At 40.8% G+C, this 17121-nt stretch carries 11 protein-coding genes; all 11 read left to right on the forward strand.

Going from position 1 to position 17121, the window contains the following annotated elements; all coding sequences use genetic code 11:
• Positions 1–88 precede the first annotated feature (88 nt).
• Complete coding sequence (locus VER_RS08410; protein ID WP_162100389.1) at positions 89–496, forward strand: hypothetical protein; 408 nt, start codon at positions 89–91, stop codon at positions 494–496.
• A complete protein-coding gene (locus tag VER_RS08415; protein WP_162100390.1) occupies positions 493–1347 on the forward strand; it encodes a hypothetical protein in 855 nt (284 codons plus the stop codon). The genes VER_RS08410 and VER_RS08415 overlap by 4 nt, the downstream gene beginning before the upstream one ends.
• 15 nt (positions 1348–1362) lie before the next feature.
• A complete protein-coding gene (locus tag VER_RS08420) occupies positions 1363–2118 on the forward strand; it encodes an ECF transporter S component (protein ID WP_238390193.1) in 756 nt (251 codons plus the stop codon).
• Positions 2119–2305: 187 nt separating this feature from the next.
• Positions 2306–3355: a metal ABC transporter solute-binding protein, Zn/Mn family gene (locus tag VER_RS08425; protein ID WP_162100391.1), complete on the forward strand. Its 1050-nt coding sequence runs from the start codon at positions 2306–2308 to the stop codon at positions 3353–3355.
• Between the two features lie 125 nt (positions 3356–3480).
• The gene (gene scfA / locus VER_RS08430) at positions 3481–3624 is read left to right on the forward strand and encodes a six-cysteine ranthipeptide SCIFF (protein ID WP_004693318.1); all 144 of its coding nucleotides are present in this window, start codon (positions 3481–3483) and stop codon (positions 3622–3624) included.
• 319 nt (positions 3625–3943) lie between these two features.
• Positions 3944–5383: a thioether cross-link-forming SCIFF peptide maturase gene (gene scfB, locus VER_RS08435; RefSeq protein ID WP_162100392.1), complete on the forward strand. Its 1440-nt coding sequence runs from the start codon at positions 3944–3946 to the stop codon at positions 5381–5383.
• 49 nt (positions 5384–5432) lie between these two features.
• Positions 5433–7718 carry a carbamoyltransferase HypF gene (gene hypF, locus VER_RS08440; protein ID WP_162100393.1) on the forward strand — a complete coding sequence of 762 codons (2286 nt, stop codon included), beginning with the start codon at positions 5433–5435 and terminating at the stop codon, positions 7716–7718.
• Between the two features lie 29 nt (positions 7719–7747).
• Positions 7748–7999: a HypC/HybG/HupF family hydrogenase formation chaperone gene (locus VER_RS08445; protein WP_162100394.1), complete on the forward strand. Its 252-nt coding sequence runs from the start codon at positions 7748–7750 to the stop codon at positions 7997–7999.
• Positions 7959–9077 carry a hydrogenase formation protein HypD gene (hypD, locus tag VER_RS08450; RefSeq protein ID WP_162100395.1) on the forward strand — a complete coding sequence of 373 codons (1119 nt, stop codon included), beginning with the start codon at positions 7959–7961 and terminating at the stop codon, positions 9075–9077. Before VER_RS08445 ends, hypD begins: the two co-directional genes overlap by 41 nt.
• Before the next feature lie 11 nt (positions 9078–9088).
• Positions 9089–10099, forward strand: a complete 1011-nt coding sequence (gene hypE / locus VER_RS08455; protein WP_162100396.1) for a hydrogenase expression/formation protein HypE — start codon at positions 9089–9091, stop codon at positions 10097–10099.
• 549 nt (positions 10100–10648) lie between these two features.
• On the forward strand, positions 10649–17121 hold a 6473-nt coding region (locus VER_RS08460), incomplete at its 3' end, for a hypothetical protein (RefSeq protein WP_162100397.1).

Genomic DNA, 17121 nt, shown 5'->3' on the forward strand with positions numbered 1-17121 from the left:
TCTTAGGAAAGCCCGCTATTTTTGTTGAGTTTTCAGGGCGCCTATAGTAGAATAAAACTATTGAATTAATGATTTGGGAGGTTTTGGCATGAAAGTCCTCGTTGATATTTTGGGGCGTACCTTTTATATGAGCTTTTTTATTATATTAGTTCCGTTAGGTGCTTATACAATTCATAATGGGTCGAGTGCTATGGTAGCTTTAATTAGTTATTTAGTATTGTCCTTATTAATACCATTGGCTTATTTGTCATCGAGTCGAAGCGGTTTTGGACCTAGTGAGAAACGAATTGGTCGGCTGTGTTATATCCTTGGTTGGGTGTTAGTACAATTAGGGACGTATCAAAGTTTCTTTGTTGGTGATTTTTCCTTCTTGTGGGCGTTGCCCAGTGTAGGACGTGATGTGGCCTTTGTTATTGTCATGTATATACAAGTGGCCTTGTCTTTGACGGTAGGGTATATTATCAATAACTTAGTTCGTAGGAGTTCAACAAAATGATAAAAAATTTATTGCGTATGTTTATCTTGTGTGCCGTCATCGTAGTGCCTATTTCTATGATTATCTTGGCTACACAAGGGGCCACGTTAGGTATGGTAGCCTTTTTAGTGTTAGCCTTGTTAGTACCGTCCGTACTGCGTCGCCACAATCGTTTGGAAGGCTTAGTAACCTATCCTTGGCGCAGTGGTTTGTATGCGTATAGTTGGCTTTGGTGCTTAACATTCTTCTTTTTAGGGGATAGCGTTGTGCCCTTTGCTGTATCGGCGGATAATACAAGTTTAGTTATTTTAACTTGGGTGGTCTTATTTGTAGTGGCTCTCTTTGCTATGATGATTGTTAATGTTATTTTAACCATGTTTTTCAGTCGCCCACGGTTTAATCGCTGGTTAGATGATTCCTTAGATATGGCGATTTATTCCTTGCCGGTGCCGATGTTATTATTAGGGGACGTACTCTTTTTAAACGTGCCAGATCCAGCTTTAGCAGCGCAAATTAGTCCACAAGTGTTTGCCTTTTTACAGCTTTGGCTGTATGGTTTTGTCATATGGACTATGGCCGTTATTGCTATTTATTTGCATCCAAAATTTGGGCAAAAGCAAGGATTGCGCTTAGGGCGTATTATGTTGACGGCACTTGCTTGGTTGGCCATTAATGGCCATTTGATGTATGGCTGGAAACCTGATTTTGCTATGGAATTGCTATATTTCTTGATGCCTGTATTCCAAGGCAATATTTTGGTGTATATTACACCAGGGGTGCTTGAATTTATCGTGTTAGCTTTATCAGTGGGATTAGGCTTGCGGTTAGAAGATAGCATTGTTAAGTGGCAAAGTAAAAGAGCTACTAAATAAGAACGGAGGAAGTACATGGCAATTACAGATAAAGAAAATTATATAGATAAAACAGCTGAGTCAAAGGTAACTGCTGATGAAACATCTAAAGAGGTAGCTGCTAGTGAAATGCCTAAAGAGGTAACTGCTGGTGAAATGCCTAAAGAGGCTTCGGCCAAGGCAACTAAAGGGAGTAAGCCAATAAAGAATCCGTATGCTAAACAGCGTTTTAGTTTGCGTCAATTAACAATTATCGGTTTGTTATCAGCCTTGACCGTAGTATTGGGCGTGACTGGGCTAGGGTTCATCCCAATCCCACCTATTAATGCTACAATTCTGCACATACCCACTTTAATTGGTGCCCTCTTAGAAGGACCGAAGATTGGTATGGTAATTGGTTTTATATTTGGCTGTTATAGTTTGGTACAAAATATGATTCAGCCTAATATTATGTCCTTTGCGTTTTTAAATCCCCTTGTATCTGTGTTACCACGCATGTTAATAGGGCCTATTAGCTATTTAGTGTATCGCTATTTACCTTTTAAAAAGGCTCTTTGGCGTGTTATGGCAGCCTTTTTTGTAGGGACCATGGTACATACGATTTTAGTAATGGGTTTAATTTATATTATTTATGCTGAGCCTTATGCAATGGCACAAGGAATTCCTGTGCAAAATGTAGCGAACATTGTTATTGGTGTAGCTATTTTCCACGGACCGCTAGAAGCATTGGCGGCTGTTGTAGTAGGCACTCCCGTAGTAATGGCGTTGCGGGCTAAACTTAAGAAATCTTAATAGAATCTATACTAAGACTAGCCCTGACGTATTTGTCAGGGCTTTTTAAATGGATATATTGATACATGAACAATTGTTGTTTTGTATAAGTGTTGTAATGTAATTACTGTGAATTGTGATTACAGTGAGTTAAGTTGTTATGTTATTACTGTGAGTTGAGTTGTGATGATTGTGAAAGGATGATACTATGAAAAAATGGCGTTCAATAGGTCTTACCGGTGTACTAGCGGTAGGAGCTTTGGTAAGTACTTTGTTATTAGGTGGTTGTGGTTCTAATACCAATGAGGCAACTGGTGAAGGGCTTGCGGTAGTTACGACTGTGTACCCCGCCTATGATATAGCTAAGCAAGTGGGGGGCGACAAAGTGCAGGTCACTATGCTAGTACCACCAGGCACAGAGCCACATGACTGGGAACCTACGGTGAAAGATTTAAAAGCGGTGGGTAAAGCGAAGGTTTTTATTTATAATGGCGCCGGTTTGGAACCTACTGAGAAGTTATTGACACCAGATATTATTAAAGACGCTAAAACGGTTGAGTTGGCCAGTGCTGTTGATGTATTACCCATTACAACCACTGAATTAACAAGTGAAGGGGAAGCCGCTCATCATGACCATGAAGGGGAAGCGCACCATAATCATCAACATAAGGACAGTCCTCAGCCTGCTACCGAAGCACAGGAAGAGGCGGAGCATGATCATCATCATGGCAGTGTAGATCCACATATTTGGTTAAATCCTATGAATGTAGCTAAGGAAGTGGATGTAGTAGTTAAAGCGTTTAGCGAAGCTGATCCAGCAAACCAAGCCTATTATGAAGCTAATGGTAAAGCGTATAAAGAAAAGTTAGCTGCGTTAGATACAGCGTATAAAGCCTTTGCTGATCAAGTAAGCAATAAAGAATTAGTAGTCACTCATGAAGCCTTTGGCTATTTAGCTAACCAATATGGATTTACGCAAATCGGCATTATGGGCATTGCCCCTGATGCCGAGCCAACGCCAGAACGGATGGCAGCCATTATTAGTTTCGTAAAAGCCCATCAAGTGAAAGCTATTTTTAGCGAAGAATTGGTGAATCCTAAATTAGCGAATGCGATTGCGACGGAAACAGGCGCTAAGGTTTACAAGCTAAATCCTGTGGAAGGTTTGACAGAAGCACAAATGCAAAATGGGGAAACTTATCTATCCATTATGACACAGAATCTAACTGTTCTTCGTGAAGCCTTAGGCGTAAAATAAAGGTAGCCATTTCTCAATGTCATGACGGGTATTGATATTTATCATTACAAACCTATTGCTCATTACTAATTGACTATGATAAAATATGAGTAACAGGTAATAGTAATTTTAGGAGGTTGAAGCAAATGGCTAAACGTATTCGTACTATCAACACTGAATCTTTACAGAAAACTGCTAAAACTGGTGGTTGTGGCGAATGCCAAACTTCTTGCCAATCCGCTTGCAAAACAAGCTGTACCGTAGGCAACCAAGTTTGCAAACAAAAATAAGATTTAAAGCACAATAGTGATGAGAATTGACCTAATTGTTACGAGGTAATGATTAGGTCTTATTCTCATATAACACCAATAGCATACAAGTTTCAAAGGCGTAGCTAACAATTTTGGGGTTAGTAGAAGTTTTTAATAATAAACTAATAGCTGATGCACTATAAAACGAGGTTTTACCATATGGGAGAGAGTGGGGCGAGCGATTTTCGTGCCTATGTAATTCTTTCATATATGGTAGAACCTTTTTTTAAGACTAAAAAGCAGAGAGATGTAGTATAATATAAACGTAGTAATAACTATTAAAATATATGGAGGTACCATGTTAGAATTAAAACCAATGATTCACAAATTCAAGATGAAGGATAAGTATTTCTGTCTTGATGTAAATAGTGGCATTATTCATGTCATCGATGAATTAACTGATCGTGTGCTAGATATTTACGACGGCACAAATCGGGCGGAGGTTCATAAAGCGCTAGATGGGGTAGAAACGCCAGCTGAGCTAGATGAATTGCTAGATGAAATCGATGGATTAATCAAAGACGAAATGCTCTATGCACCAATGTCTGAAGATTTTAAATTAGTAGCCGCTGAAAAGCCCATTGTTAAGGCTCTTTGCTTGAACATTGCCCATGATTGTAATTTGGCTTGTAAATATTGCTTCGCTAGCCAAGGGGATTATGGCGGTGTGAAACGTGAACTCATGAGTTTTGATGTAGCTAAGCGTGCCGTTGACTTTTTAATTTCTATGAGTGGCCCTCGTCAACATTTGGAAATTGACTTCTTTGGTGGCGAACCGCTTATGAACTGGGATGTAGTGAAACAAACTATTGAATATGCGGAAAAAGTAGGGGCTGAACATAATAAGATTTTCAAAATGACTATGACCACCAATGGTGTGCTCTTAACGCAGGAGAAAATCGACTATTTAAATGAACATAAATTAAGCATGGTCTTATCCATTGATGGCCGTGAAGAAGTACATAACCACATGCGTCCAAGCGTGGGCGGTACGGATACGTATAAGACGGTAGCGAAAAATTTAATTAATGCCGTTAAACAACGTCATGGCCTAGAGTATTATGCTCGTGGTACTTACACTCATAATAATCTTGACTTTACCAAAGATGTTATTGCCATGTCCGATTTAGGGTTTGAGCATTTATCCATGGAGCCAGTGGTAGGTCAAGAAGGGGAATACGTACTTCGTGACGAAGATTTACCAGCATTGATGAAAGAATATGAAAAACTAGCTGATTTATATTTAGAACGTCAAAAAGCAGGCTGGGGTGAGAAGTTTAACTTCTTCCACTTCCGTATGGACTTATATCGTGGTCCATGCATGGCGAAACGGTTGCGTGGCTGTGGTGCTGGCCATGAATATATGGCGATTGTGCCAAATGGGGATATTTATCCTTGTCATCAATTTGTAGGCCGTGATGGCTATGTGTTAGGCAATGTGTTTGAAGGCCTTAAGAACTTTGATATTCCTCGTGAATTCCGCAATACTCACGTATTTACGAAACCAACATGTGCAAAATGTTGGGCTAAATTCTTCTGCTCTGGTGGGTGCCATGCTAATAATGAAACCTTTACAGGGACCATTCACGAGCCGTATGCATTAGGTTGTGAGCTACAGAAAAAACGCATTGAATGTGCAATTATGATTCAAGCAGAGCTTGATGAATTACGAGAACAAGGCATTGTACCAAAAGAGGATCCAGCCTTCCAAGAACGAAAACAGCATAATTGGATGTAAGGGAAAAGTATACACAGATGTTATACATAGTATAGTAAAGGAACTATTTATGAAACGACAAGGTATACGATTTACAGGCATAGTACAGGGGGTTGGCTTTCGCCCCCTTATTGCCGTTATAGCGCGTGAATTACACTTAGTAGGCTTTGTATATAATGACGATGCTGGGGTGTATACTGAAGTGCAGGGCAAAGAGGAAGCAGTGGACTTTTTTGTAGAGCAAGTGCAGATTCGCAAGGGCCCATTGGCTCGCATAGATAGTGTGACTGTTACCGATTTATCCCTCGGTGAAGAGGCTTTATTTGTGATTGCACCATCGCCTGCGGGAAAACAGCCAGCTACCTTTATTGGTGCTGATACGGCCCCTTGTGAAGCCTGTCGTCAGGAACTACATGATCCTATGAATCGCCGTTACCATTATAGTTTTATTAATTGCACGCATTGTGGGCCTCGTTATACAATTGTTGAAACGGTGCCATATGATCGTCAGTTTACTTCTATGAAGGAATTTCCTTTTTGCAAAGCTTGTGAAACGGAATATAAAACAGAGACTAATCGCCGTTATCATGCGGAGCCTAATGCTTGTCCTGTATGTGGCCCTCAATATTCTTTGTATGAAGTAGTAAATGGTGAGCTTCAGGCCTTGACTGGTTCAGACATACCAATAGACCCACTTACGTTAGGGCGTGACTATGTTATGTCTGGGCATATTGTAGCGTTTAAAGGGGTAGGTGGCTATCATTTAGTCTGCGATGCCACGAATGAAGCAGCGGTGTGGCGTTTGCGAGATCGTAAGCAACGACCTCATAAGCCTTTAGCCGTCATGGTAGATTCATTAGCAACGGCTCGTCAGATTGCCCACATTACACCAGAAGAAGCAGCGTTATTACAAACGCCGGCTCGGCCTATTGTGTTATTACCACAGCGATCGGAAGCGAAGGTTGCTTGGTCAGCTGTAGCCCCTTATAATCATTACATTGGTATTATGTTGCCCTATGCGCCAGTTCATGAAGTGTGGCTACCACCCGGTGCGGTATGGGTCATGACTAGTGGTAATCGTAGTGGCGAACCTGTCATTTATGAAGATGTTGAGGCGAAGGCGAAGCTAAAAAGCGTAGCCGATTATTTTTTAGTTCATAATCGACGGATTGTGGCTTCCGTCGATGATTCTGTAGTTGAAGTGGTGAAGGGTGAAACATTACCTATACGGCGTAGTCGTGGCTATGTGCCTACGTCCTTTAATGTGCGCTTGCCTAAGCAGGGAGCCACTACAGTCCTAGCTATGGGAGGGGACTTAAAAAACGCCTTTGCTATGAATCGTGGTGAAGCAGTCCTCATGGGGCCACATATTGGTGATTTAGCCAATGAAGCGATGAATGAAAGTTTAATTCATACTATAGAGCGCTATAAGGATTTATTTGGTTTACGGCCTGAAGCGGTGGTAGGTGATTACCATCCACAATACTTTGCTAGTCAATATGGCAAAACGTATAGTGAAACTCATGGAATCCCCTTCTTGTCTGTACAACATCATCATGCCCATGTGGCAGCCGTTATGGCAGAATATGGTTTGCAGGAAGAGCCCGTGCTAGGGATTTGCTTTGACGGTACGGGTTATGGTTTAGATGGCACAATTTGGGGCGGTGAATTTTTACTCTGCCAAGGTGCGACCATGCAACGTTTGGCTCATATTCATGGAGCTCCTTTGCCCGGTGGTGAAGCAGCCGTCAAAGAACCGTGGCGCCAAGCGTTATGGTATATTCGAGATACTTATGGTGATACGCTTCCCAGTTGGTTAGAATCTTGGCTAAATGGGTTACCAGAAAATTGGCAATTACTGGATCAAATGATGACGCATGGCATGCCCATGGTGCAAGCTAGTAGCGCTGGTCGCTTATTTGATGCCGTAGGATCCTTATTGGGCCTTGGTAATGTGCATACCTTTGATGGGCAAATTGCCATGAGCTTAGAACAGTTAGCCTATGGTGAGCGTGGCAAAATTAAGGAATTTACCTTTGATGGGGAAGTCCTTGATTTTAAACCTTTAGTGCAAGATATTATAGGCCATTTAGGAGATGGTATTTCTAAGCGAGTGCTAGCCGCCTCGTTTCACCGAACTTTAGCCTATGGCATTACGGAAACTATGGAATATTTATGTTCCTTATATAAAATAAAACAAGTTGTTTTATGTGGTGGCGTGTTTCAGAATCGTCGCCTCATAGAAGAAATGATGAGCATTAATCATGATCAAGTTATGCTATTGCCACGGCAAGTGCCACCTAATGATGGTGGTTTGGCCTTAGGTCAATTGTGGCTTGGTCAACAGCGATTATAATCACCACCAGATAGTTAGGAGGTAAGCGTATGTGTTTAGCAGTACCAGCTCAACTCATAAAAGTAAATGAATTTATTGGCACCATTGAACTCACTGGCGTTACGCGCGATGTGAACCTTATGTTAGTGCCGGAAGCCAAAGTAGGTGACTACGTATTAGTACACGCTGGCTGCGCTGTACAAGTAGTTGATGAAGAAGAAGCAAGAGCTACGATGGATGCATTTAGGGAGTTGGAAGAACTTGAAGAAAATTACTTTGCAGGAAAAAACGCAGGTCGCTAAGGAACTGCTTAAAGATATAGAAGCCCTTCATACACCAGGTGAAACAGTTCGTTTCATGGAAGTGTGTGGTACTCATACAGTGGCTATTTTTCGCGAAGGGATTCGACAATTATTGCCAAAAGGTATTGAATTAGTCAGTGGTCCTGGTTGCCCTGTGTGCGTAACCGATCAAGTATATATGGATAAGGCCTTAGCCTATGCGGCTATGGATGATGTCATAGTGGCTACCTTTGGCGATATGCTTAAAGTGCCAGGGACTCATAGCAATTTGTGGGAAGCAAAGAGTAAGGGCGCACACATTCATATTATTTATAGCCCCCTTGAAATTATTGAGCTTGGCAAAGCAAATCCTCATAAGAAAATCGTCTTTTTAGCCATTGGTTTTGAAACGACGATTGCCGTGATTGCAGCCGCTGTTAAAGCCGTGGCTATGTCAGGGGTAAAAAATGTATTTTTCTTGGTGTCTCATAAATTAGTACCCCCTGCTTTGCGTGCTTTAGCGAATCAAAAAGAAGGCCATTTGGATGGCTTTATTTTACCGGGGCACGTCAGCGTTATTATTGGTGAAGAACCGTATGGATTTATTCCGACTGAATGTCATATGCCATCGTGTATTGCTGGATTTGATGGCCTTGAAATTTTGGCGGCTGTCCGTGATTTATTACAGCAACGTCAAAGTGGGCAGTACTATGTAGGCAATCAGTATAAATCTGTAGTGGCGAAAAAAGGGAATCCAGTAGCTATTCAATTAATGGCTGAATTATATGAAGTGATTAATGACACTTGGCGTGGGATTGGTACGATTCCCCAATCTGGCCTTCGCTTGAAAGGGGAATATGCCGCTTTTGATGCGGAACGAGCGATTCCTTTAGGTCCCATTGAAAGTGGTGGGGCCCCGAAAGGTTGTCAATGTGGCCGTGTTTTACAAGGTCTAATTCGACCTGATGAATGTGGCCTATTTGGTAAACTTTGTACAGCGGATCATCCCGTAGGGGCTTGCATGGTATCTGTAGAAGGCAGTTGTGCCGCTTGGTATAAATATGGTCGAGCTAGTGGTGGCATGACTTGGGAAGAATAAAGGAGCTAACTATGGAAGAAACAATACGCTTAGTTCATGGCAATGGTGGTCGTTTTAGTCATGAATTGATGGAGCGCTATATTATGCCTCATTTTAAAAACGATACCTTAGCTAAATTGCACGATGGGGCTCAATTTGCTGTACCCGCTGGTCGTATGGCCTTTACAACAGACTCCTATGTGGTGACACCACAATTTTTTCCTGGTGGCAATATTGGTAAACTCGCTGTGTGCGGTACGGTCAACGATTTAGCTATGAATGGGGCTAAGCCTTTATACCTAAGTTGTGGCCTTATTTTAGAAGAAGGTTTGCCAATGAAAACGTTGGATACTGTACTGGCTACGATGGCTCAAATGGCAAAGGAAGCGGGCGTATCGATTGTAACGGGCGACACAAAGGTTGTGGAAAAAGGGGCTGTTGATGGCCTATATATTAATACGGCTGGCGTTGGTTTAATTCCTGAGGCCATTCATATTGACCCAGCGCGCGTTAAGCCTGGTATGAAAATTATTGTATCGGGCTCTTTAGGTGACCATGCCATTGCCGTTATGGGGAGTCGCTATGAATTGGCTTTGCCTGAAACGATTAAAACGGATTGTGCTCCGCTCAATCATATGGTAATGGCTGTACTCGAAGCGGTAGGTGATAAAGTGGCCGTTATGCGTGACCCTACGCGTGGTGGTTTAGCTACGACTTTGTATGAAATTGCTAGCCAGGCACAAGTGGGAATTCGGGTAGATGAAGACACCTTGCCAATTCACGAAGAAGTGTTATCTGTATGTAGCATTTTAGGCTATGATCCTTTGTACTTAGCCAACGAAGGCAAAGCTGTATTCGTAGTTGAAGCGGATGTAGCTGATGAGGTATTGGACATTTTGCATCAGACTAAATATGGCCATGAAGCGGCTTGTATTGGTGAAACATTGAGTGCTAATGCAGGTAAAGTGGGCTTGAAAACTGCCCTTGGTGGCGTGCGCTTGCTTGATCAACTGGGTGAAGACCAAGTACCTAGAATTTGTTAAGGTGTGGATGGAATAAAGTGAATAATACAGCAAAATAGCATACATATATTATTGATAAAAGCAGTCTTAAGCAATGGCCTTAGGACTGCTTTTTTGAATAATATAATTACACGATTCGTTTAAAAATGTGAAGGTGTACATGAAATATAAATGAGTGGAAAAGTCTAATGAATACAAGAGTAATCTAGATTAGTGCCTAGTAATTTGATGAATTAGAACATTAAGTGTACACTGTAGAAAAACATCAGGGGGGTAAACGTCTATTGGTAATTGACTACATTGAAATAATTAGTCTATGATAGAGGAGTAAAGGTATATGAATTTTTAGTTAATATAATCATATGCTAATAATTTAGAATATTTTGAACCTTAAAGAAAATTATGATGAATTAATTTTAGTTGGAGGGGATAATATAAGTCGTCGGAAGGTAAAGAGTAGTAGTTTATCTTTTAGTGTGTGTTAATGAAATCGTAGTTATTAAAAGTTTATAGATGCGATTTTGGTGAAACATGTTGTTTTATTAAAGTTATTAAAGCGAGGTAAAGGTAATGAAATCAAACCAAGATAAAAAAGCATTATCTAAATTAGTGGCTGCCGCACTCGTTGGTACGGTAGGCTTGTCTGTGTATTCTGCCGATGCAGCTACAGAGTATTATGCAGGCGAAAATGCTCAGGCAACTGGAAGTAGCAATGCAATTGGTGCAGCTGCTAAAGCTGATAATTTTAGTAATGCCTTAGGTACATCCGCAAATGCTGATTCTTATAGTAATGCCATAGGTACATCCGCAAATGCTTTAGGAGGTGGGATTGCTATTGGTTATAAGGCTAAGGCTGAGAGTGTGAATAATTACAATGGTAGTATTGCTATTGGTAGAGATAGTAAAGCAACGCAAGGCGGTATAGCTATTGGTCAAGATGCAAAGTCTGAAGGAACTCAAACTATTGTTATTGGCAATAAAGAGGTTAAATTTAATAATGCCACTGTTGTTGGTTTGGGGGTTAAAACTGTCGACCTAGCTGGCACAGCTATTGGTGCAATGACTACTGCTGGTAGTCAAGCTACAGCGGTAGGCTATTCCGCTACAGCTAATGGAGCCAATAGTGTTGCTTTAGGACACGGTACAAATACTGCTAAAGATGGTGGTATAGCTATTGGGGAAGGTGCTATTAGTAGTGAGTCTGCTTCTATTGCTATTGGTCAGAATACGGAAAACAGCGGAAGTGATAGTGTTGCTTTAGGAAGTTCCGCTGCAGTTACAAAAAAGGAAGGCATTGCAGTTGGTAGACTTGCTAAAGCTAATGGTGAATATGGTCTAGCATTAGGTACTAGTGCAGAAGTGACAAGCGATAATAGTATTGCTATAGGTAATAGTGCCAATGTATCTGGTGCAAATGGTCTTTCCTTAGGTAATGGGGCAAAAACTACTGTAGCAGATGGGGTGGCTTTAGGTAGTGGCTCAGAAGCTAAACGTGCAGCAGGTGGCTATGGTTATATTCCGCAAAGTGGTGATAAGTCAGGATTTATTGGGCGCCTAGGTGGTATTACACCTAATAGAGAGGCTGTATTTAATGCACAACGTGATCAAAAGTTAGATACTTCTATATATAAGGCTACGGCTGGTGCCATCAGTGTAGGTAAAGATGCCGTAAAAGATGCAGCTGGTAATATTACTACTGCTGCTGTAACTCGTCAAATTACAAATGTAGCTGCTGGTGGTCAAGATACTGATGCTGTTAACTTACGTCAATTGAAAGATTTAAACATCGCTGTGGGGACGCAGTTGGCGACAAAATTAGATGCTAGTGCATACAAATATGTATCTATTAACTCTGATGAAGAAGGTAATAAAGATAATAAAGGTGCTACTGGTGGCAATTCTATTGCTATTGGTCCAAATGCTACAGCTACAGCCGTGTCTAATGTAGCAATTGGTGAAAATAGTGCTGCTGGAGGTCAAGGCTTTGCTACGGCCTTAGGTTCTGATGCTAAAGCAAATAACACTGGTGCTGTAGCTATTGGCTCCAGTGCTAATGTAACTGGTGTCACTGGTATTGCTATGGGTTATGAGGCAAAGGCTACAGGCACTAATGGTGTTGCTCTAGGTATGAGTTCTCAAGCAACTAGTTATGGTATTGCTATTGGGCAGGCCAAAGCCTTGTCACAATCAGCGATTGCTCTAGGTGATGCTGCCAATATAGATAATGCAAGTTCATATGCTATAGGGATAGGCGATGGTGTTGCAGTAACTAAGACTAAGCAAGCAGTTGTTGCAGGTGTTAAAGCGCAGGCTGATAATTCACAACAAGTTGTTTTATTGGGCTCACAAGCAAAAGCAATAAATTCAGGAAACTCTGTGGTTATTGGCACTAGTGCAACTTCTAATTCAGTAGAAACAGTGGCGATTGGTAAAGGCACGATTATTACTGATAAGGCCGCTTCTGCTTTAGCAATTGGTAACTCTGCTTATATTGGCGAAATAAAGGCTGTAGATCCAGGTACAAAACCAAGTGATACAGCTAATCCTGGCTATCGCAATAAAGGTACTAGCGAAGAGATAATGACGAATCCTCTAGACAAGAGTAAATATTATTTCTCCACCGCTGTAGGTACAGATGCTAAGGCGTTTGGTTATCAAAATACTGCTTTTGGTGCAGGTGCTGAAGCTCATAATACGAATTCCTTAGCATTAGGCTTTATTGCTGTAGCTAAAGGTGATTTCTCTGCTGCTATTGGTAGAAATACAAATACCGATGGTACTTATGCAACCGCGGTTGGTTTTAGCGCAGATGCAACTGGTGAATCTACATTGGCGCTGGGGAGTCGTGCCGAAGCTAATAAAGCATCTGGCGTAGCCCTTGGTGCAGACTCTATAACCAATGTTGATAAAGGGGTATTTGGCTTTGACCCATCTGGTAAAAATCCTGACTTAACAACTTTCTTGGGAGCGAATAAAGCTGCTTATGATACGCTTCAAACTGATATAGCAGCCGCTCAGACTGAAGTGGATACAGCAAGACAAGCTGTTATTGACTTACAAAATTCTAAAAATGGTAAAACTACTGAAGAAATTGCTGAAATAGATAAAAACTTGGCAACTGCTGAAACAACATTAGATGAAAAGAAATCAGCTTTAGCCGCTAAAGTTAAAGAATCTAATCAAATGATATCTACATGGCAGGCAACTGCTGCTGGTGTTTCCGTAGGCGATAGCGAAACTGGCTTAACCCGCCAGATTAATAATGTAGCAGCTGGTACATTAGATACTGATGCAGTCAATGTAGCTCAATTAAAAAATGTTACATTGAATGTGACTGGTGATAATTTAAAAACAGATAGTACCGCTATTGGTAATGTAAATCTTGCAACACAACAATTGGCTATTAATGGTGATAGCAATATTACAACTACTGTTGCTAAAGATGGTCAAACAGTCAATTTAGCATTATCTAAAACGGTAACAGATAAATTAGGAGCGGTTCAATATTTATCTGTGAAATCCACTCAAACTGCTAATAAAGATAATAAAGGAGCTACAGGAAGCAATGCAATTGCAATTGGCCCTGCAGCTCAAGCTACTGGAACTAGTGATATTGCAATTGGTAATACAGTAAAGACTTCTGGTGGTTGGGGTGTTGCTATTGGTTCTCAAAGTGAAACAACAAGTCAATCGGTTGGCATTGGATATAATGCTAAAGCAACTGGTGGAAGTGCGACAGTTGCCTTAGGTGCTTCTACTATTGCTTCTGGTAATGTTGCTACGGCTATTGGTTATGGTGCTCACTCCACAAATGAACAAACTATTGCAGTGGGCTTTATGGCAAATGCCGCTGGTGAGCAAGCAACTGCTATTGGGCGAGAAGCAAATGCATCAGGTTTAGTAGCCGTTGCTCTTGGTGTAGGAACGAAGGCTGATGCTGATGACTCGGTGGCAATTGGTCGCAACTCTTCTGTTGCTTCCCAAGGTGTTAATAGTATTGCCATTGGTCAAAAAGCATATATTGGTCAAAAAACTGAACAAGGTGGAACTCCATCAGAAGGTATTCCTGACCATTCGCTATCTGTAGCAGATGATGATACTAGTTCTGGCAAACCAAATCAAGAATATATGAATTCTATTGCTATTGGTAATACAGCCAAAGCGTTTGGATACCAAAATACGGCTCTTGGTGCTGGAGCGGAAGCACATGATACAAACACAGTAGCAGTAGGGGTTGCTGCTAAAGCAAGAGGGAATTATGCATCGGCCATGGGTAAACAAGCCAATGCTAATGGGTTAGAAGCCACAGCTATTGGTCATTGGGCACGTGCTTATGGTGACAATGCTATTGCTATTGGTTCTAATTCTATTACTAGTACTCTTGATGGAACTGGTGAGGTTAAGAATGGCATTGCTATTGGCCAGCAAGCTCGAGTTGCTTCAAATAACTCAATTGCTTTAGGTCAAAATTCATTAGCATTTGTTCCTACAGATTTAAAAACCAAAGCATATTTGTCTGAAGAAGAATTTGCTGCTGAAAATGGTGTTATTTCTGTTGGTAATGCAGAATACACAGTTGGTGATGCAAAAGTAGCTGAAAATCGTCGTCGTATTACTAATGTAGCGGGCGGTGCTGATGATTATGATGCAGTTAATGTAGCTCAATTAAAAGCAGCTAAAGTAGAAGTAGCTGCCGGGACTAATGTAACTGTAGATACAGATACTACAGCTGGTTATACTAAATATACTGTAAACTCCGTTGATACAGATACGAAGTTAGTAAATGGCACAGCATTATATAATAACGATGGAACAGGAAGCATTACGCTAAATACAGATCAAAATGGCACTAAAGGGACAGTTTCTGTAACTGGTCTTCAAGATAAATATATTACTGGTGTGACTCTACAAGATGGTACATTGAGCATTACTCGTAATGATACAGATACTCCATTTACTGTTACCAATATTGCTACAAAAGATGATGTAACATCTGCTATTGGTGATTCTGCATGGAAATTGGGAGTTGGAGTTGCTAGTACAGCTCCTAATTCTGGCGATGCTACGGCTACAGGAACAGCGACTAGTATTAAAAATGGTAATGAAGTAATTCTTCGTGCAGATCGTGGTGTTAAATTAAATCAAGTTGGCAGTAATATTGATATTGGATTAAAGTATATTGATATGGATCCGTCAACTGATATTGCGCCTGATCAGATAGTAGATGCAAAAGCAAGTGGTCATGCCTCTTTAGCAGTTGGGCAAAATAGTGTAGTAGATGGTCATCAGGGGACAGCTGTAGGCTTTAGTACTCATGCTGGACAATATGCATTAGCAGCTGGTTCTAAGGCAGATGCTTCAGGTTCTAATTCGGTTGCTCTTGGTTATAATACCAATGTAACTGGTCAAGGTGCTATAGGTATTGGCAATAGTAAGGCAAAAGGTAGTACTACAGAAGAATATTTACCAAAAGTCGCAAGTAATTTTGGTATTGCTATTGGTGATGCATCCTATGTGGATGAAAAATCTGAGTATGGAACTGTTGTAGGTCCTAATGCGGTTATTACTAATTCAGCAAAAGGAACGGCACTAGGTCAAGAGGCTACGATTGATAAATCTATAGAAGGTGTTGCACTAGGCAATGCAGCTAAAATTTATTCTTCTGAAAAAGGGATTGCCTTAGGTAGTGGTGTTACTGTTGATGAGTCTAATAATGCCGTTATTATTGGCAATACGTCACAAATTTATAAGTCACCAGATTCTATAGCTATTGGGACAAGTACAGCCGTAACAAACTCTAAATATTCCGTAGGTATCGGTAATGGCGCTACAGTTAATGCTAATAGTGCTGTGGCATTAGGACAAAATGCGAATGTAGGCGCTAACGCAGGTGTAGCTTTAGGCTCAGATTCGGTTGCTAAACGTGTTGCTGCTCAAGGATATGATCCTTTATTAAATATAAAAGGCGAATATTATAATGATAAAATTGCTGCAGAATATGGATTTGCTGATCGATATAAAGAACTTGTACAGATCTTGAATAATAGTCCAGAAAATACAGCAGCTTATAGTGAGGCAAAAGCTGAAATTGAAAAACTTGTTACTCCATATGTAGCTCGAGCAGGTGCAGTTTCTGTTGGTAAAGAAGGCTATACTCGTCAAATTACTAATGTAGCAGCTGGTTTAGAAGATACTGATGCAGTTAACGTAGCTCAATTAAAACGTTTACGCGCAACCGGCACCAATTACTCTGGCGATGATACGACAGCTATTCACCGTGATTTAGGTGATGAGTTAACTATTACTGGTGGGGCGGATGTATCCACTGCAGAAGCAAAAGCTAAGTTAACTACTGGCAATATTGGTGTGGTGGCTAATGATACTACTGATGGTTTAGAACTTAAATTAGCTAAGGATATTAACTTGACTGCTGATGGTAGTGTGGCCTTTGGTACGGCTGCTACAGCACCAAAAGTAGATGCCACTGGTTTGACTATTTCTGATCAGTTAAAATTCACTACTGCAGGTATTTCTGCCGGTGATTTACAGATTAGCCATGTTGCGGCTGGCGAAGATGATACCGATGCTGTAAATGTATCGCAACTAAAAGCTCTTGAAAAACAAGTAGGTGCTGCTGGTGATTTAACATTAGTCGATAAAGATGGCAATCCATTAGTTAAAGACGATAAAGGAAATTTATATAAAGAGTCTGATATAGATGAAAATGGTAAACCAATAGATGGTGCAACTCCAGTAAACCCTGAAGATACAACATTAGCATCTGATACAGGTAAGAGCGGGTTGGGTCAAGATAATAATGATAATAATGAAGCAATTACACCTGATAAAGCAAAAGATTTAATTGGTGGTACAAAAGGTGAAGATGGAACCCGTGGCAAGGATGGTTTATTAGATAAAACGGGACCTACTTTAAATAACATTGCAACAATTAAAGATCTTCAAGCCTTAGCTCAAGCAGGATTAGATTTTGCTGGTGATGATGGTACAGAAGTACATCGTGCATTAAGCCAAAAATTAACTAT

Origin of the sequence: Veillonella sp. R32 (genome assembly GCF_010093125.1) — a bacterium.
Classification (GTDB): domain Bacteria; phylum Bacillota; class Negativicutes; order Veillonellales; family Veillonellaceae; genus Veillonella_A.